Genomic DNA, 17,234 nt, shown 5'->3' with positions numbered 1-17,234 from the left:
TCGGGCATTCCGTTCACACCCCGTGTGAATCGTGCTCCACTAGGCTCATTGCGACACGCACTGGGGGGACGATGGAGCCTAATGTCCTGCTCGAATCCCTGATCGACGAGGCCGGGATGTCCCGGGCGGGGCTCGCCGGTCACGTCAACCGGGCGGGCCGGGCCAGAGGCCTGAGCCTGCGGTACGAACATACGGCGGTCTCCCGCTGGCTCAAGGGCCAGCGCCCGCGCGGCCAGGTGCCGGACCTGATCTGCGAGGTGCTGGGCGGACGGCTGGGACGCCCGGTCGCCCTCGACGACATCGGCATGGGCATCTCCGGCGGTCACGGCACCGGGACGGCACCCCACAGCGGCTCCCTCTCCGGCTTCGTCGACCGGGCCACCGCACTGTGGCGCTCGGACGAACAGCAGCGCCCCGACCTGGCCGCCGTTCCCGCCGTCACCGGGACCACGGCCGTGATGCCGGTCTGGGAGTGGGAGAACCCGCCCGAGGACACCGATGTCTCCCGCCCCGGCCCCGGCCGGGTCAGCGCGGCCGACATAGAGACGCTCCGGGCCGCGCGCGACCACTACGAGCAGATGTACCGCAAGGCGGGCGGCATCGCGACCAGACCCCGGATCGTCCGCTTCCTCAACGCCGAGGCCGCGCCCCTGCTGCGCGGCGGCCACAGCGACGCGCTCGGCCGCCGGCTCCACCGGGCGACGGCCGCCCTGGTGGCGGTGGCCGGTATCTGCGCGTACGACTCCGACGCCCACGGCCTGGCCCAGCGCTACTTCCACCAGGCGCTGCGGCTTGCCAAGTCCAGCGGTGACCGGGCGCTCGGCGGCTATGTGATCGCCCTGCTGACCACCCAGTCCCTCTTCCTCGGCGACCACCGCCGCTCCATCGCCTTCGCCGAGGCCGCGCTGCGGGCCGCCGGGGACCACATCACCCCGGCGCTCGCCGCCGATCTGCACGCCATGCAGGCCAAGGCGTACGCCCACCTCGGCGACGCGGCGGGCGCCCGCGCCTGCATCGGACGGGCCGAGGCCCAGGCGGGCCGCATCCGCACCGGGCGGGAGCCGGACGAGACCGGGTACGTCCAGCCGGGGCTGGTCGACGTCCAGGTGGCGGAGGCGCTGCTCAGCCTCGGGGATCTGCCCGCAGCACGGGAGCACGCGGCCTCCGCGGTGCGCGCCCCGGCGCACGACCGGGGGCGCGTGCACCGCCTGGCGATGCTCAGCCATATCGAGCTGCTCCAGGGCGAGCCGGACCGGGCGGCCGGTACGGCGGCCGAAATGGCCGAGCGGGCCCGGGGCATGGAGTCCCAGCGGCTGCGCGACCGGCTGCGTCAGGTGCGCAAGGAGCTGGCGGCGAGCGGCTGCGCCGACGCCGTACAGACGGCCGATGTGATCGGTGGGGCGCTCCGCGTGCCTCTGTGAGCTCCGCCGCGCACCCGCCGTTCGTTCCCCCGCACGACCGACCCTGCTGACATGTTGCCCCCAACATGTCGAAAGGCGGCAGAACTGTGCAGTGGACGAACTTAAGCGAACAGAATGTGTATCAGAACCGTTGGTTCCGGGTGAACCTGGCGGATGTGGAGCTGCCCGACGGCAGCCGTCTCGACCACTACGTCATCCGGCTGCGGCCGGTCGCGGCGGCCACCGTCGTCAACGCGGCGGACGAGGTGCTGCTGCTCTGGCGCCACCGGTTCATCACCGACAGCTGGGGGTGGGAGCTGGCCGCGGGCGTCGTCGAGGACGGCGAGGACATCGCGGCGGCGGCGGCCCGCGAGATGGAGGAGGAGACCGGCTGGCGCCCCGGCCCGCTGCGCCCGCTGCTCACCGTGGAGCCCGCCAACGGCCTCACCGACGCCCGCCACCACCTCTACTGGGCAGAAGAGGCGCGGTACACGGGCCCTCCGCAGGACGCCTTCGAGTCCTCGCGCCGTGAGTGGATACCGCTGAAGCTGATCCCGGACATGATCGCCCGGGGCGAGGTGCCCGCGGCCAACATGGCGGCGGCGCTGCTGATGCTGCACCACCTGCGGCTCTGAACGGTTCCGTACGCACGAGGAGCCGGCCCCCGGGGTCTTCCGGGGGCCGGCTCCTCAAGGGGAACAGTCAGGCGTACGGGTAGAAGCCCGAGCCCGTCTTGCGGCCGAGGCGGCCCGCGTCGACCATGCGCTGGAGCAGCGGGGGAGCGGCGTACAGCGGTTCCTTGTACTCCGCGTACATCGAGTCCGCGACCGAGGCCACGGTGTCCAGGCCGATCAGGTCCGCGAGCTTCAGCGGGCCCATCGGGTGGGCGCAGCCCATCTCCATGCCGTTGTCGATGTCCTCGCGGCTCGCGATGCCCGATTCGAACATCCGGATCGCGGAGAGCAGGTACGGGATCAGCAGCGCGTTCACGACGAAGCCGGACCGGTCCTGGGCACGGATCGGGTGCTTGCCGAGCACGTCCTGCACGACGGCCTCGGCCCGCTTGATCGTCTCGTCCGACGTGGTCAGCGCCGGGATCAGCTCGACCAGCTTCTGGACGGGCGCCGGGTTGAAGAAGTGGATGCCGATGACCCGGTCCGGGCGCGAGGTCGCCACGGCCAGCTTCACCAGCGGGATGGAGGAGGTGTTGGAGGCCAGGATCGCGTCCTGCCGGACCACGACCTGGTCCAGGACCTGGAAGATCTCCGTCTTGACCTGCTCGTTCTCCACGACGGCCTCGATGACGAGATCGCGGTCGGCGAACTCCCCGAGGTCGGTGGTGAAGCTCAGGCGGCCGAGGGTCTCGTCCCGCTCCCGCTCGGTGATCTTGCCGCGTTCGGCGGCCTTCGAGAGGGAGTTGTGCAGCCGGGTGCGGCCGATCTCCAGCGCCTCGCCGGTGGTCTCGGCGACTTTCACTTCGAGGCCGCTGCGCGCGCACACCTCCGCGATACCTGCGCCCATCTGGCCACAGCCCACCACCCCGACGCGTGCAATGTCGGCCATAGAGTCCGTCACCTCGTGCCTTTCGCTGTTCTCCGTATCGCAGGGTCCCGTGTGATTCCGGTGCCCGCCTCGACCCCACGACGTTACTCCGCGATCCCACCCCGGTGACCTGCGGGTCATCCGGCTACGGAAGGGCATGATCCTGTTACGTACAGCGATGGGGGTTGTGGTCGACGTGAAGGGACGGGTGTGGCGGATGCGACGCAGAGGGATGACCCGGAGATCGCTCGTGGCGAGCGCGGCCGGGCTGGTGGCGGCGATGGGGACGGGCGGTGACGCGGCGGCCGCGCGGACGGCCCGGTCCGTACGGGGAGGGGCGGGCGGTGAGTCCGTACGAAACGGTGGCGACGAGTCGGTACGGGGAGGGGGCGGCGGCGAGGACCGTTTCGCGCGGGGCGAGATGCGCGGTGTGTGGGTCGCCTCGGTGGCCAACCTGGACTGGCCCTCCCGGCCCGGTCTGACGGCGGCCGCCCAGCGGGCCGAGCTGATCGCCCACCTGGACCGGGCCGTCGGACTGCGGCTCAACGCGGTGGTGCTCCAGGTCCGGCCGACGGCGGACGCCCTGTGGCCCTCCCCGTACGAACCGTGGGCCGACTGCCTGACCGGGGTCCAGGGCAAGGACCCGGGCTGGGACCCGCTCGCCACCGCCGTCCGCGAGGCGCACGACCGGGGGCTCGAACTGCACGCCTGGTTCAACCCGTACCGGGTGGCGAACCACACGGACCCCGCCCGCCTCGCCGCCTCCCACCCGGCCCGGCTGCACCCGGAGTGGGTCCTGCCGTACGGCGGGAAGCTCTATTACAACCCGGGGCTGCCGGAGGTCCGCCGCTTCGTCCAGGACGCGATGCTGGACGCCGTGCGCCGCTACGCGATCGACGCGGTGCACTGGGACGACTACTTCTACCCGTATCCGGTGGCGGGCCAGGTGTTCGAGGACGACGCGGCCTACGCCCGGTACGGCTCCGGCTTCCCGGACCGGGCCGCCTGGCGCCGGGACAACGTGGACCGGCTGGTGCGCGAGATGGGCGAGCGGATCCGGGAGACCCGGCAGGGCGTCCGCTTCGGGATCAGCCCCTTCGCCGTCTGGCGGAACGCGGCGACCGACCCGCTGGGCTCCGACACCCGGGCGGGCGTCGAGACCTACGACGACCTGCACGCCGACACCCGTAAATGGGTCAAGGAGGGGTGGATCGACTACATCTGCCCGCAGATCTACTGGCACATCGGCCAGTCGGCCGCCGACTACGCCAAGGTCCTCGCCTGGTGGAACGCGACCGTACGGGGCACGGGCGTGTGCCTGTACGTGGGGGAGGCGCTGTACAAGGCGGGTGACCCGGCCCAGCCCGCCGCCTGGCAGGACCCGGCGGAGCTCTCCCGCCACCTCACCCTCGCCCGGGACCACGAGGAGGCGGCCGGACACGTCTTCTTCTCCGCCAAGCACGTGGCGGCCGACCGGATCGGCGCGATGGCCCGGGTGGTCGCCGACCACTACCAGGACCGGGCCCGCGCGCCGCGCTGAGAGGGCGGGAGCAGCCACCACCGGGGCCGGGGCCGCTCGGACCCCGGCCCCGGTGGTGGTGGCTGCTCTTGCTACTGCGGTGGCCGGTCCCTGGGCGCCTCGATGTGCTGGACGACGCTGTCGGGGCCGGGGGACATCAGATGTTCGTGGCCGTCGGGGAAGCGGAGCCGGTACGGAGGGGCGCCCCCGTCCCCGAGTACTTCGATGATCTCGGCGACCCGGTCGTGCTGTCCCACGGTCCTGCCGTGCATCAGCAGCCGGTCGCCCGCGTGTGCCTCCATGGGGGTGACCTCCTCACGGGGTGGGCGGTCCGCGTGTCCGCGTGTCCGTACAGCCAAGTCTATGACCGTACGGGCCCGGTTTCCCCTGCTGGACGCCGGGCCGCCCGCCCCCGCCGCCCCGTCCGCTGGGTGGCGGCGATACAGACCAGCACCGCGACCGCCGCGAGCGGAGCCGCCGCCGACACCTCCTCGCCGAGCAGCAGGAAGGACCAGGCCAGCGTGAGGAGCGGCTGCGCGAGCTGGAGCTGACTGGCCCGGGGGACACCGATCCCGGCCATGCCCCGGTACCAGACGTACAGCCCGAAGAAGGTCGACCCGGCGGCCACCCAGACCAGGCCGAGGACACCGTGCGCGGTGAGGTGGACCGGCTCCAGCGGCAGGGCCACCGCGCTGCCCGCCACCGCGAACGGCAGGCAGAGGATCAGCGCCCAGCCGATCACCTGCCACCCCGGCATCACCCGGGCCAGCCTGCCGCCCTCGGTGTACCCGGCCGCGCACACCAGCAGCGCGCCGAACAGATAGAGATCGCCCGAGGTCAGGACCCCGCCGCTCTGCCGCACGGTGAAGCCGATGACGACGGCCGCCCCGGCGAGGGCCGCGATCCAGAACGTACGGGAAGGGCGCTCCCCGGTACGCAGCGACCCCAGCACGGCGGTCGTCAGCGGCAGCAGCCCCACGACCACGGCGGCGTGCGAGGTGGTGGAGGTCTGCAGGGCCAGCGTCGTGAGCAGCGGGAACCCCACCACCACCCCGCCCGCCACCACCGCGAGCCCGCCCCAGTGGCGGCGGTCGGGCACCGGGGCCCGGACGGCCAGCAGGAAGCAGCCCGCGATCAGGGCGGCGAGCGTGGACCGCAGGGCGACGAGGGACCAGGGGCCGAAGCTCTCCAGGCCCCAGGCGGTGGAGGGGAAGGTCAGCGAGAACGCCACGACGCCGAGCGCGGCGAGGAGCGTGCCACGGCGGGCGGGGGCCTTCGCGGGGTGCTGCGGCGCGCCCGGGGCCGAGGCGGGGGCCGGGTCCGGGGCCATGACCTGGGTCGGCGCCGAGGCTGCGGCCGGCGGCGGGGAGGTCTCCGTACCGATGGTGACCGCTATCGTCCCCGATGCGGTAGCGCTATCCTGTGCTCTCATGCAAGAGCGTAGCAGTGTGGCAGAGCTGGTCACTTCCCTCCGTTCCGAGCTCAACCGCTACTCACCCGGTGGAAAGCTGCCGTCCAGCCGGGCGCTCGTCGAACGGTTCCGGGTCAGCCCGGTCACCGTCTCCCGGGCCATCGCGCAGCTCGCCGCCGAAGGGCTCGTCACCACCCGCCCTGGCTCCGGCGCCTTCCGGGCCGAGCCGCGTGCCGAGCTGCCCGCCCCCGGCGACACGTCCTGGCAGGAGGTGTCCCTCAGCGGGGACGGCGGACCCGAGGCCGTGCCCCGTACGGTCGACGCCTCCGGGGTCCTGGCCACTCTCGCCGCACCCCCGCCCGGCACCATCGAGTTCAACGGCGGCTACCTCCACGCCGACCTCCAGCCCGAGCGGGCCCTGGCCGCCGCACTGGCCCGGGCGGGCCGCCGCCCGGGCGCCTGGGGCCGCCCGCCCACGGACGGGCTGCCCGAACTGCGGTCCTGGTTCGCCCGCGAGATCGGCCCCGCCGTCTCCGGCACCGACGTCCTGATCACCGCGGGCGGCCAGAGCGCCCTGGCCACCGCCCTGCGCGCCCTCGCCCCGCCCGGCGCCCCGGTCCTCGTGGAGTCGCCCACCTACCCAGGCATGCTCGCGGTCGCCCGCGCCACGGGGCTGCGCCCGGTCCCGGTCCCGATGGATGGCGACGGCGTACGCCCGGACCTGCTCGCCGACGCCTTCCGTGCCACCGGGGCCCGGGTCTTCGTCACCCAGCCGCTCTTCCAGAACCCCACCGGAGCCACCCTCGCCCCCGCCCGCCGCCCCGAGGTGCTGGCGATCGCGCGGGCGGCCGGGGCGTTCGTCATCGAGGACGACTTCGCCCGGCGGCTCGCCCATGAGGACGCCGGACCGCTCCCGCCGCCGCTGGCCGCCGAGGACCCGGACGGGGTGGTCGTCCACGTCTGCTCCCTCACCAAGATCACCTCACCCAGCCTCCGGGTCGGTGCGCTGGCCGCCCGGGGCCCGGTCCTCGAACGGCTGCGGGCCATCCAGGTCGTGGACAGCTTCTTCGTACCGAGGCCGCTCCAGGAGGCCGCGCTCGAACTCGTCGGCTCCCCGTCGTGGGGCCGCCACCTGTCCGCGGTCGCGGTGGAGCTGCGGAGCCGCCGTACGGTGATGGCCGCCGCCCTCCGCTGCGAACTGCCCGCCCTCGCGCTGCCCCACGTCCCGGCGGGCGGCGGCAGCCTCTGGGTGCGGATCCCCGCGACCGGCGCGGGCACGGGCCCCGACGAATCCGCCCTCGCCTCCGCCGCCCTGCGCGCCTCGGTCGCCATCGCCCCGGGAAGCCCGTACTTCTGCGCCGAACCCCCGGCCGGCCACGTACGGCTGAGCTTCGCGGCGGTCTCCGGGGCGGCCGAGATCGCGGAGGGGGTACGTCGGCTCCGTACGGCGTATGACGGGCTCAGCGCCCTGTAGGTACCGGCCGACGGACCGCGGCCCCCTTGACCGGACACGCGTTCGGCACCACGATCCGGCCATGACGCATCGGGTCACCCTGGTCGCGGCGGCGCGCACCTCGCCCCGTCTGGCCGAGCGCTTCGACGACGACCGGCCGCTCGACCACGCTGGCTGGCACGAGGTGCAGCTCGTCGCCCACACGCTGATCCCGCTCGGGGCGGCCGAGCTGCGGTACTGCTCGCCGACCCCGCGCAGCCGCGCCACCGCCGACGCGCTCGGCTATGCCCCGATGGCCCAGCCCGCCCTGCGCGACTGCGACATGGGCCGGTGGCGCGGGATGACCCTGGCCGAGGTCGCCGCCCGGGAGCCGGCCGCCGTCGACGCCTGGCTCGCCGACCCGGGCAGCACCCCGCACGGCGGGGAGTCCCTGCTCGGCTTCATCGGGCGGATCGGGGGCTGGCTGGACACCCGGCCGGCCTGTGACGGCTTCATCGTCGCGGTCGCCGAGCCCGCGGTGATCCGCGCCGCCCTCGTCTACGCGCTGAACGCGCCGCCGTCGGCGTACTGGAACATCGACGTCCGCCCGCTCTCCACGATCACGCTCGCCGGTGCGCCCGGCCGCTGGAGCCTGAGCCTGGAGTCGGGCGTCCGCTGACATGCGGCTCCGGCCGAGGACGCTCCCGCTCCCTATTCTCGTCATTCTCTTCCCTTCCTCCCTTCCTCCCTTCCTCCCTTCCTCCCTTCCTCCCTTCCTCCCCTCCTCCCTTCCCTCCTGTCCGACCGGTCGGTACGTTGCAGGGGCATCGATCCCGTCCGCACCCGAGGAGGCCATGTGCCGCAGATCCACGGCCACTGTGACGACCGGTTCGCCGGGGTCCGGGCCGCCTTCGCGGAGAACTTCACGGACCGCGGCGAACTGGGCGCGGCGCTCACCGTCCTCGTCGACGGCGTACCGGTGGTGGACCTCTGGGGCGGCTGGGCCGACGAGGCCCGCACCCGCCCCTGGGAGCGGGACACCCTGGTCAACGTCTGGTCCACGGGCAAGGGCCCGACCGCGCTCTGCGCCCACATCCTGGCCGACCGGGGCCTCCTCGACCTGGACGCCCCCGTGGCCACGTACTGGCCGGAGTTCGCGGCGAACGGCAAGGGATCCGTTCTCGTGCGCCACCTCCTCTCGCACCGCTCCGGGGTCGCCGGGGTGGGCGCGCCGCACACGCTCGACGAGCTGTACGACTGGGAGCTGACCTGCGCCCGGCTCGCTGCCACCGTGCCCATGTGGGAGCCGGGGACGCGGTCCGGCTACCACGCGATCTCGTACGGGTTCCTCGTCGGCGAGGTGGTCCGCCGGGTCGGCGGGGCGCTGCCGGGAGAGTTCCTGCGGCAGGAGATCACCGGCCCGCTGGGCATCGACTTCACCTTCGGCCTCCCGGAAAAGGAGACCCACCGGCTCGCCGAACTCGTCCAGGAACGCGCCGACCGCGCCGCCCAGGCCGCGCTGCTCGCCCGGATGGAACCGGTGGCCGTCGCCTCCCTGCTCAACCCGCCCACCGGCCGGGCCGCCGCCAACACGCCCGGGTGGCGCGCCGCCGAGATCCCCGCCGCCAACGGCCACGGCACCGCCCGCGCGGTCGCCGCGCTCTACGGGATCCTCGCCGGGCGCGGCACCGTCGACGGCCACCGCGTCCTCTCCGAGCAGGCCGCCGAACGCGTCCGCGAGAGCCAGGGCGCCTGCCGCGACCTCGTCCTCGGGGACGCCTTCGCCCACGAGACGGAGATCGCCCTCGGCCTCTGGCTGAGCGGCCGCAACCGTTCCTACGGGCCCAATCCCCGGGCGATGGGCCACGACGGCGCGGGCGGCTCCTGCGGACTGGCCGACCCGGAATCGGGCATCGCCCTCGGGTACGTCATGAACCGGATGGGCTCCGGTGTCGCCGACGACCCACGGAAGAGGGCGCTGGTCGACGCGGTCTACGCGGCCCACGGGGGCGCCGCGCGGGGGTGAGCGGAACGCAGCATTCCATCACCCCGACCCAACCCCGGGTTTCGCCTGCGGTTGCCAGGAATGTGAGGATGTCACCATGACAACCAAGGTCTACTTCGACATCACCATCGACGACGCGCCCGCAGGGCGGATCACGTTCAACCTGTTCGACGACGTCGTCCCCAAGACGACGGAGAACTTCCGCGCGCTCGCCACCGGCGAGAAGGGCTTCGGCTACGCCGGTTCGTCCTTCCACCGCGTCATCACCGACTTCATGCTCCAGGGCGGTGACTTCACCCGCGGTGACGGCACCGGCGGCAAGAGCATCTACGGCGAGAAGTTCGCCGACGAGAACTTCAAGCTCAAGCACGACCGCGTGGGCCTGCTCTCGATGGCCAACGCCGGCCCGAACACCAACGGCTCGCAGTTCTTCATCACCACGGTGCTCACCCCGTGGCTGGACGGCAAGCACGTGGTCTTCGGCGAGGTCGCCGACGAGGACGGCCTGGCCCTGGTCCGCAAGATCGAGGCCCTCGGCTCCTCCAGCGGCCGCACCCGCGCCAAGGTCACCATCGCCGAGTCCGGCGTTCTCTGACCGAGGCGGGGCCCGCGGGTCCGGTAGACAGGAAGCCCGGCCGACGCATCGCGTCGGCCGGGCTTCCCGCTTTTCCGTCTGCTGCCGTCAGTCAGTCAGTCAGTCAGCCAGTCCGGGCGGCGCGCTCCGCGTTGCGCTCCTTGATCCGGGCGGCCTCCTTGCGGACCTCCGCCTGGGTGGCCCGCTCCTTCTGGAGCCACTCGGGCATCTCGTCCTTCAGGGCGTCGATCTGCTCGGTGGTGAGGGCGTCGGTGACCCCGCCGCGGGCGAGCCCCGCGATGGAGATGCCGAGCTTCGCGGCGACCACCGGACGGGGGTGCGGTCCGGTGCGGCGCAGCTCGACGAGCCAGGCGGGCGGGTCGGTCTGGAGGGCGTTGAGCTCGGTGCGCGAGACGGCACCCTCCTGGAACTCGGCGGGGGTGGCCTGGAGGTACACACCCAGCTTCTTCGCCGCGGTGGCGGGCTTCATGGTCTGGGCGGTCTTGTGCGACGTCATGGGTCCAGGGTATCGACCACAGGACATACCTCCGACCACCTGCCGGTAGCCTGGATCCGTGACAGGCTCGGACACCCCCTCATCCTTCAGGCTCGCGTACGTCCCCGGCGTGACGCCGACCAAGTGGGTGAGGGTCTGGCACGAGCGGCTGCCCGGCACCCCCCTGGAGCTCGTCCAGGTCCCCGCGGCCGAGGCCGGCCGGCTGCTGGCGGACGGCGGTGCGGAGGCCGGACTCGTACGGCTGCCGGTCGACCGGGACGTCCTCAGCGCGATCCCCCTCTACACCGAGACGACGGTCGTCGTGATCCCCAAGGACCACGCCGCCACGGCTGCGGAGGAGGTCACGCTCCCCGATCTGGCCGACGAGATCGTCCTGCATCCGCTCGACGACCCCCTCGGCTGGGAGACCCTTCCCGGCCGCCCCGCGATCGAGCGCCCGGCCACCACGGCGGACGCGATCGAGCTGGTGGCGGCGGGCGTGGGCGTCCTCCTCGTCCCGCAGTCCCTGGCCCGCCTGCACCACCGCAAGGACCTCACCTACCGGCCGGTCCTGGAGGCCCCCGAGTCCCGTGTGGCCCTGTCGTGGCCGCAGGAGGAGCCCACCCCCGATCTGGTGGAGGAGTTCATCGGCATCGTCCGGGGGCGCACGGTCAACAGCACCCGGGGCCGGGCGGCCACCCCTCCGCAGCCGACGGCCAAGGAGAAGGCGAAGGCCAAGCGGGCCGGTACGGCGGGCGGCTCCGGCCGCAAGCCCGCCCCCGGCGGGAAGCAGCCCGCAGGCGGCCGCCGCACGGGCACCCCCAAGGGGGGCCGGGCCGGCCAGACGGGCGGCGGCAAGCGCGGAAAGCCGCGGGGCCGGTAGAGCCGGACGCTTCGGGGTGCGCGGCGGAGCAGGGCTGCACGCCTCGGGGGCGCCCGCCGCATCGGGCCGGATACCGCCGAGCCTCCGTACCCGATCCGTACGAGAACCAGCACCCAACCCCGTACGCGACATCGGCCCGGGTCTCCTCTGGTCACCGGACCGACGCGGCTCGGGTCTCCTCCGGTCACTGGACCGACGCGGCTCGGGTCTCCTCCGGTCGCCGGACCGACGCGCGCCGCTCGTACACCGTGACGCGGCGCCCGCGTACCTGCTGATCCCCCACCGCCGCGAAGTGCTCCTCCAGCACGGAGGCCTTCGTCCGGTCCCGGGCGCCCCTCACCGGTCTCGCCACCTGGGGCGCGTCGGTCACCAGCAGTATCCGCCGCTGGGCCAGCATCGCGGTGCGTATGCGGTCGGCGTCGGCCTCCACCCCCTTCAGCGTCCCGGAGCTCTTCGGGCCCTGCTCCAGGGCGATGTCCCGCAGGCCGGAGAACGCGTCGGGGGAGACGGAGGCGGTGTCCCGGCGGGCCGAGGGCAGGAACAGCACCGCGCTGCCGGGCGCCTTCATCCTCCGTACGTCCGACGCTATGGCCAGCACGTCGTCCACCCGGCTCGCCGGGGACCGCTTGGCCAGCGACTGCGGCAGCAGGGCCACCACCGCCACGGCGACCACCGTGGGGAGGACCCAGAGGGACGCCCGCGGGAACCGGGCCCCGGCGGCTGCCACGGCCGAGCCGACGACCGTACCGATCAGCAGGGCGAGGCCCAGCAGGCTGAAGAGGACGTACCGGTCGAGGAAGAGCGGCTGGACCAGGGACAGTCCGACGAGGCCGAGTTGAGGCACCGCCAGCAGCGGCAGCCCGACGGCGGCCACCGACAGCCGCCCCGCGCGGGGCCGGTCGAGCAGGGTGCCGAGGCCGCCGATCGCCAGGAGGATCCCCGGGCCGATCAGCATGTGCCAGGTCAGGGGCGGTATCCACGACACCTGCCCGGACTGGCTGCGGCTGAAGAGGACCAACGGCAGCGCACCCGCCGTGGCGGCGGCGGAGGCAACGGCCCACCGTGTCCGGACCGTTCGTCCGGCACGCGTCCACAGCAGGGTCGCCAGATGGGCGGGCAGGATCATCAGCGAGAGCCAGTTCAGCAGCGCGCACGCCAGAACGGCGGAGCCGTACGCGACCCAGTGCCCGGTCCGGGCCCGCCCCTGGAGCGCGGTGACGAGCAGCAGGGTGGAGATTCCGGCCCCGGCCGCGACCAGCGCGTACGGCCGCCCCTCCTGGAGGTAGAACTGCACGGCGGGCAGCAGCCCGAACGCCAGCCCTCCCGCCAGACCCGCCCACTTCCCGGCCAGCCGCTCGCCGATGACGGCCACACAGGCCGCCGCCACCGCCGTGGCCAGCACGGACGGCAGCCGCAGGGTGGTGGTGCCCGGGCCGAAGCACTCGAACAGCCCGTGCATCATCAGGTAGTAGCACCCGTGGACGACGTCGACGTTCCCCAGCAGATGCCCTATCTCGGCGGTGGAGCGCTGGGCGACCTGCCAGGTCGCGGCCTCGTCCCGCCACAGACTGTTCTGCCGGGAGAGCCCCCACAGACCGAGGGCGCAGGTCCAGAGCAGGGGGATCAGCCAGATGAGAACGTGGCGACGGGAAGGGGCTGTCGGAGATGCCATGGAGGTGGTTACGACCCTCGGGTTAGCGGTACGGCGAACGGACTGCGGGGTCGGTGGACGGGGCGGAGGGCGCAGTCCCACGACGTTCTGCCGAACAGCGCGGTGCCCCCGGGGAGGCATGACGCCCCCCTCACCGACCCTGCATCGTAAGCATTACGATTTTCCCGGGTAAGGCCCGGTACCTCCGCAGGCCCGATACACCTGGAGTTACCGGACCGGCCCCTCCGCCAGGGGCACATCGCTCGCGAGGACGGGGGAACGCCGTGAGGCTCCGCAGGGTGGCGAAGGGTGTCAAGGACTTCGTGGTGGACCTGGTCGGTGAGTTCGTCGGCGAGGTGATCCTCAGCGTCCTCGCCTGTGCCCTGCTCGCCGGTCTGGTGCTGGCCGCCTATCTGAGCTGGTCCTTCAGCCCGCGCCTGACGCTCGCGGGGGCCGCACTGCTCAGCCTCTTCCTCGCCCACGGCGCCTGGACCACTTCCCGCGGCCCCGCGAAGGGCGGCCGCCGGGCCGTCACGGCCGTGGCGGCGGCCGGCTTCACCCTGACCGCCGGAGTGGCCTTCTTCCTGCTGTTCTACGCCACCGACTGCGGCTGCCTGTGACGCGAAGTCAGGCCCTAGGGGGCGGAAAGCCGGTGGTCGGCGCAGGGTGCGGGCTCTAGGGTGCGTACATGGCCCACGCGAAGACTTCCTACGTCTGCCTCCCGTGCCGAGCCTCGTACAAGCAGCCCTATGACCGTACGAGGCAGCGGATCTGTCCGCGCTGTGCGGGGGCGATGATCCACGCGGGATCGGCGTTCGCCGTGCCCCGCCGCCGGGACGTCGCCGCATGGCGGACCCTCACCGTGCTGCTGAACGCCGGCGTCGGCTTCCACAAGAGCTGCTGCGGTGGCCCCGGGTACCGGCCCCGCACCCTCCGGGAGGTACGCGAACGGATGGCCTACGCCCGCCGCAACGGCGAACCGGTCGCCGAGGCCCTCGTACGGAGTGACGTGCCCTGACCTCGGCCTCGCGGGAGCGGGAGCGGGCGCGGGCGCGGGAGTGAGGCCATTGGCCGGACGGGGGGCAGCCGTTCCGTACGGGCGTGCTTGACCTTGACACGGTGACAGGGCCTTCACTGCTCGGCAGGAGGTGGTCTCGATGACGATCACGACACAGGACGACGACGCGGTACGAGCGCTCCGGGGGCTGGCGGACGGCCGTTCGTCCGTGCGGCTGCGGGCCGCGCTGGCGGTCGGTACGGCGCCGGATCCGCGCTTCGTCGACAGGCTGATCGAGCGGTGCGCGATCGAGCCCGAGTTCTTCGTACGGGACATGCTGACCTGGGCGCTCACCCGCCACCCGGTGTCCCTCACGGTTCCCGGGCTGCTCCGCGCGGTCCGCTCGCACCATCCGCAGGCACGGAGCCAGGCGCTGCACACGCTGTCCAAGATCGGGGACCCGCGGGCGTGGCCGGCCATCACCCGGGCGCTGCTGTCCGACGCCGACGACGAAGTGGCGCGGAGCGCCTGGCGGGCCGCGGTCGTCCTCGTACCGGAAGGGGAGGAGGCCGCGTTGGCCGTGGTGCTGGCGACGCAGCTCGGGCGCGGTGGGCGGGAAACACAGCTGAGCCTCAGCCGGGCGCTGGTCGCCCTCGGTGAAGCGATGGTGCCTGCTCTTGGCACCGCGACGACCGCCCCCGACCCCCGCGTACGGGCGCATGCGCTGGCCACCGAACGCCTGCTGCGCGACCCCGACGCCGGGTTCACGTTCGCGATCGAGGAGGCGAAGCGCGTCGTGGCCCTCGGCGGGTCCGGCCAGGAGGGACGATAGGGCGTGCTGATCGGTGAGGTCGCGCGACGGTCCGGGGTCAGTGCCCGCATGCTCCGGCACTACGAGTCGCTGGGGCTGGTCCGGCCCTCGGGGCGTACCGGCTCCGGCTACCGGGAGTACTCCGGGGAGGACATCCGCCGCATCTTCCACATCGAGAGCCTGCGGTCGCTGGGCCTCTCCCTCCGGGAGGCCGGGCGCGCGCTCGACGATCCCGGGTTCACGCCATCGGAGCTCGTCGGCGATCTCGTCCGCCGGACGCGCGAACGCATCGCGGCCGAGACCGAGTTGCTCGCCCGGCTGCGCCGGATCGATGCCGCGGACCCCACCGGCTGGGAGGACGTCCTCCAGACCGTCGCGCTCCTCCAGGCGCTGGGGTCGAAGAGCGCCGACGTGCGCCAGCGTGCGGCCCTTTCCTCGGCCGACGAGGTTCCGGTTCCGGTGGAGGCCCTGGTCGAGGCGGTCCTGAGCGAGCCGGAGCCGAATGTCGCCGGGGCCCTCCGCTGGGCGCTGGCCCGGTCCGGCGACGGCGGCCCGGCGCTCTTGGCGGACGGCCTGGACTCACCGGAGGCCGCCGTACGGGAGCGTGCCGTCCGGTCCCTCGCCGAGCTGCCCGGCGAGGAGGCCACCGGGCACCTGCGGGACGCCCTCACCCACCCCGACGCCGTGGTCCGGGGGTATGCGGCTCTGGAGCTCGGGACCCGTGGGGACGCCGACGCGCTCCCGACGCTCATCGACATGATCGTGGAGGGGCGGAACGACACCGACGCGGCCGACGCACTGAGCGTGCTGGCGAGCGATCCCGCGACGGCGGACCGGATCGCGACCGGTCTCACCGACCGCCTCGCCCTCGCCCCCGCTTCCGCCACTGCCCCCGCATCGGCGCCCGCACGTGGGCGACTGACCCAGGCGCTGGCGGGCATCCCGGGACCGAAGGCGTCGGACGCCCTCGTGGAGCTCTCCCACGACCCGGACCCCGCCGTCGCGCTGACCGCCGCGTACCTTCTTGGGCTGCGGGAGGCGCGGTGACGGCGGGGTCCGGGGCGGGGGACAGGGACCATCGCTGGCATGGGCATGGGCGCTACACGCTGACGGGGACGGAACACGGCCACGTCTGGGGCGTCTGCGCCGTGGCGGACGGGTTCTTCGGCGAGCCCCGGCGCGGGACGTACGAACTGTCCGGCTGGGTTCCGGAAGGAGCCGAGGTGCCCGGCCGGGCCGGCAGCCGGGTGTGGCTGGTGCCGGAGGACGGGGCGCTCGATCCCTGCGAAGGACTGTGGGGTACGGGTCACCCTGTTCCGGTGACCGGCCCGCTCCGGTGCCTGTATCCGGTACCCAGGTACAGGTCTACCGTCGGAAGTGCCCCCTTGTTTACCGTCGGAAGCGCCCCCCGAGGAGCGTGACGACGGGAGAGCGTGCGGATCAGTTCCGGAGCGGCAGCAGCCGAGGTACGGCCCGTACGTAGACCACCATGCCGATCACCTCGACCAGGGTCTGGGTGACCACGACCACCGCGGCGACGGCCAGCGCGTCCGGCAGCGCCAGGGCGAGGGGCAGGACGACCAGGGAGTTTCGGGTCGCGCCGGTGAACACGATCGCCCGCCCGTCGCGGGCGTCCAGGCGGAACAGGCGGGCGACGCCGAACCCGGCGAACGCCATCACGACGAGGAACGCGACGTAGAACGGCACGACACGGCCCACGTCCCCCAGGCTGCCCGAGTCGCCGAGCTTCGGTACCTGGGAGGCGACCACGGTGAACAGGACGACGGCCATCAGCGGCACCATGGCCGTGCCCATCGCGTCGGCGGCCCTCTGTCCGGCCGGGCGGCGTGCGGCCCACGCCTGGGTGAGCCAGGCCAGCGTGAGCGGGATGGCGATCAGCACGACGAACGCCTCGACGAACGGTCCGGCCTCCACGACATCGGCCAGGTCCGGTCCCATGAACAGGAACAGGTAGACCGGCAGCAGCACCATCTGGGCGAGGAGCAGCAACGGGGTGGCGGCGAGCAGGCGTTCACTGCTGCCGCCGGCGAGCCCGCTGAAGACGATCACGTAGTCGATGCACGGGGCCAGGAGGACCAGCAGCACGCCGAGGCGGACCGCCTGGTCGTTCGGGAGGAAGGTGAACATCGCGGCGACCACCAGCGGCACGACGACGAAGTTCACCACCAGCGTCGCGGCCAGGAACCGGCCCGCCCGCACCGAGCGGAACAGCTCGCCCGCCGGTACCTGGAGGAACGTCACGTACAGCAGCGCGGCCAGCACCGGATTGATCGCGTGCTCCAGGCCCGGCCCCGCACCCGGTGCGGCCCAGCCCGCCAGCCCCCCGGCGGCCAGGGCCCCCACATAGACGGCGACCTGATGGCGCTCCATGCCTGCGACCAGGCCGGATGACGACGACAACGTACGTACTCCTTGCGCGGGGGTGGTGAAAGAGGCAGTGGACCGAGCGGTCACACCGTGGTGGTGAACAGTTCCGCGAGCCGTGCGGCTGG

At 73.2% G+C, this 17,234-nt stretch carries 18 protein-coding genes; 12 read left to right on the top strand and 6 right to left on the bottom strand.

The features are described from left to right. Positions 1 to 71: 71 nt before the first annotated feature. Both ACFW9Z_RS30410 and ACFW9Z_RS30405 read left to right on the top strand, forming a co-directional pair. Positions 72 to 1,421 (top strand): transcriptional regulator, encoded by a 1,350-nt coding sequence (locus ACFW9Z_RS30410; RefSeq protein WP_384645814.1) that lies wholly within the window; start codon positions 72 to 74, stop codon positions 1,419 to 1,421. An 86-nt stretch (positions 1,422 to 1,507) separates the two neighbouring features. Then, entirely contained in the window at positions 1,508 to 2,035 is a 528-nt protein-coding gene (locus ACFW9Z_RS30405) for an NUDIX domain-containing protein (RefSeq protein ID WP_384645813.1), read from the top strand. A gap of 67 nt (positions 2,036 to 2,102) precedes the next feature. On the opposite strand, the gene ACFW9Z_RS30400 is transcribed toward ACFW9Z_RS30405, so the two are convergent. Beyond that, positions 2,103 to 2,963, bottom strand: a complete 861-nt coding sequence (locus ACFW9Z_RS30400) for a 3-hydroxybutyryl-CoA dehydrogenase (protein WP_384645812.1) — start codon at positions 2,961 to 2,963, stop codon at positions 2,103 to 2,105. A 196-nt stretch (positions 2,964 to 3,159) separates the two neighbouring features. Between ACFW9Z_RS30400 and ACFW9Z_RS30395 the strand changes: the two genes are divergently transcribed. After that, positions 3,160 to 4,482 carry a glycoside hydrolase family 10 protein gene (locus ACFW9Z_RS30395; RefSeq protein WP_384645811.1) on the top strand — a complete coding sequence of 441 codons (1,323 nt, stop codon included), beginning with the start codon at positions 3,160 to 3,162 and terminating at the stop codon, positions 4,480 to 4,482. A 71-nt stretch (positions 4,483 to 4,553) separates the two neighbouring features. Here the strand turns inward: ACFW9Z_RS30395 and ACFW9Z_RS30390 are convergent, their stop codons facing one another. Continuing rightward, positions 4,554 to 4,763 carry a DUF1918 domain-containing protein gene (locus ACFW9Z_RS30390; protein WP_053561932.1) on the bottom strand — a complete coding sequence of 70 codons (210 nt, stop codon included), beginning with the start codon at positions 4,761 to 4,763 and terminating at the stop codon, positions 4,554 to 4,556. A gap of 59 nt (positions 4,764 to 4,822) precedes the next feature. Further along, positions 4,823 to 5,893 (bottom strand): DMT family transporter, encoded by a 1,071-nt coding sequence (locus ACFW9Z_RS30385; protein ID WP_384645810.1) that lies wholly within the window; start codon positions 5,891 to 5,893, stop codon positions 4,823 to 4,825. Here ACFW9Z_RS30385 and ACFW9Z_RS30380 point away from each other — a divergent pair. The 4 genes from ACFW9Z_RS30380 to ACFW9Z_RS30365 all read left to right on the top strand — a co-directional run bounded on the left by ACFW9Z_RS30380 (position 5,892) and on the right by ACFW9Z_RS30365 (position 9,904). After that, complete coding sequence (locus ACFW9Z_RS30380) at positions 5,892 to 7,346, top strand: PLP-dependent aminotransferase family protein (RefSeq protein ID WP_384645808.1); 1,455 nt, start codon at positions 5,892 to 5,894, stop codon at positions 7,344 to 7,346. The two genes, ACFW9Z_RS30385 and ACFW9Z_RS30380, sit on opposite strands and share 2 nt — an antisense overlap. Positions 7,347 to 7,407: 61 nt before the next feature. After that, positions 7,408 to 7,983, top strand: coding sequence for a histidine phosphatase family protein (locus ACFW9Z_RS30375; protein ID WP_384645807.1), 576 nt, complete (start codon positions 7,408 to 7,410; stop codon positions 7,981 to 7,983). Between the two features lie 177 nt (positions 7,984 to 8,160). Further along, positions 8,161 to 9,330 (top strand): serine hydrolase domain-containing protein, encoded by a 1,170-nt coding sequence (locus ACFW9Z_RS30370; protein WP_384645806.1) that lies wholly within the window; start codon positions 8,161 to 8,163, stop codon positions 9,328 to 9,330. Between the two features lie 76 nt (positions 9,331 to 9,406). Further along, complete coding sequence (locus ACFW9Z_RS30365) at positions 9,407 to 9,904, top strand: peptidylprolyl isomerase (protein ID WP_380961762.1); 498 nt, start codon at positions 9,407 to 9,409, stop codon at positions 9,902 to 9,904. Positions 9,905 to 10,007: 103 nt separating this feature from the next. Here the strand turns inward: ACFW9Z_RS30365 and ACFW9Z_RS30360 are convergent, their stop codons facing one another. Beyond that, complete coding sequence (locus ACFW9Z_RS30360; RefSeq protein WP_384645805.1) at positions 10,008 to 10,400, bottom strand: DUF5997 family protein; 393 nt, start codon at positions 10,398 to 10,400, stop codon at positions 10,008 to 10,010. Between the two features lie 58 nt (positions 10,401 to 10,458). On the opposite strand from ACFW9Z_RS30360, the gene ACFW9Z_RS30355 reads away from it, so the two are divergent. Next, on the top strand, positions 10,459 to 11,262 hold the full coding sequence (locus ACFW9Z_RS30355; RefSeq protein WP_384645804.1) for a LysR family substrate-binding domain-containing protein: 804 nt from the start codon (positions 10,459 to 10,461) through the stop codon (positions 11,260 to 11,262). A gap of 184 nt (positions 11,263 to 11,446) precedes the next feature. Here the strand turns inward: ACFW9Z_RS30355 and ACFW9Z_RS30350 are convergent, their stop codons facing one another. Beyond that, positions 11,447 to 12,934, bottom strand: coding sequence for a glycosyltransferase family 39 protein (locus tag ACFW9Z_RS30350; RefSeq protein ID WP_384645803.1), 1,488 nt, complete (start codon positions 12,932 to 12,934; stop codon positions 11,447 to 11,449). A 278-nt stretch (positions 12,935 to 13,212) separates the two neighbouring features. On the opposite strand from ACFW9Z_RS30350, the gene ACFW9Z_RS30345 reads away from it, so the two are divergent. From ACFW9Z_RS30345 to ACFW9Z_RS30330, 4 genes are all read left to right on the top strand, one after another. Further along, positions 13,213 to 13,533, top strand: coding sequence for a lysine transporter LysE (locus ACFW9Z_RS30345; RefSeq protein WP_384645802.1), 321 nt, complete (start codon positions 13,213 to 13,215; stop codon positions 13,531 to 13,533). Between the two features lie 68 nt (positions 13,534 to 13,601). Continuing rightward, a complete protein-coding gene (locus ACFW9Z_RS30340; RefSeq protein WP_384645801.1) occupies positions 13,602 to 13,931 on the top strand; it encodes a deoxyxylulose-5-phosphate synthase in 330 nt (109 codons plus the stop codon). 139 nt (positions 13,932 to 14,070) lie between these two features. Beyond that, a complete protein-coding gene (locus tag ACFW9Z_RS30335) occupies positions 14,071 to 14,742 on the top strand; it encodes a HEAT repeat domain-containing protein (protein WP_384645799.1) in 672 nt (223 codons plus the stop codon). Positions 14,743 to 14,745: 3 nt separating this feature from the next. Then, positions 14,746 to 15,768: a HEAT repeat domain-containing protein gene (locus tag ACFW9Z_RS30330; RefSeq protein ID WP_384645798.1), complete on the top strand. Its 1,023-nt coding sequence runs from the start codon at positions 14,746 to 14,748 to the stop codon at positions 15,766 to 15,768. A gap of 393 nt (positions 15,769 to 16,161) precedes the next feature. Here ACFW9Z_RS30330 and ACFW9Z_RS30325 read toward each other — a convergent pair whose 3' ends face one another. Next, a complete protein-coding gene (locus tag ACFW9Z_RS30325; RefSeq protein ID WP_384645870.1) occupies positions 16,162 to 17,112 on the bottom strand; it encodes a bile acid:sodium symporter in 951 nt (316 codons plus the stop codon). Between the last annotated feature and the right edge of the window lie 122 nt (positions 17,113 to 17,234).

Source organism: Streptomyces sp. NPDC059452, from assembly GCF_042750035.1.
Taxonomy (GTDB): Bacteria; Actinomycetota; Actinomycetes; order Streptomycetales; family Streptomycetaceae; genus Streptomyces.
Note: the sequence above shows the minus strand (reverse complement) of the source record. Positions and strands in the feature narration are given on the sequence as shown.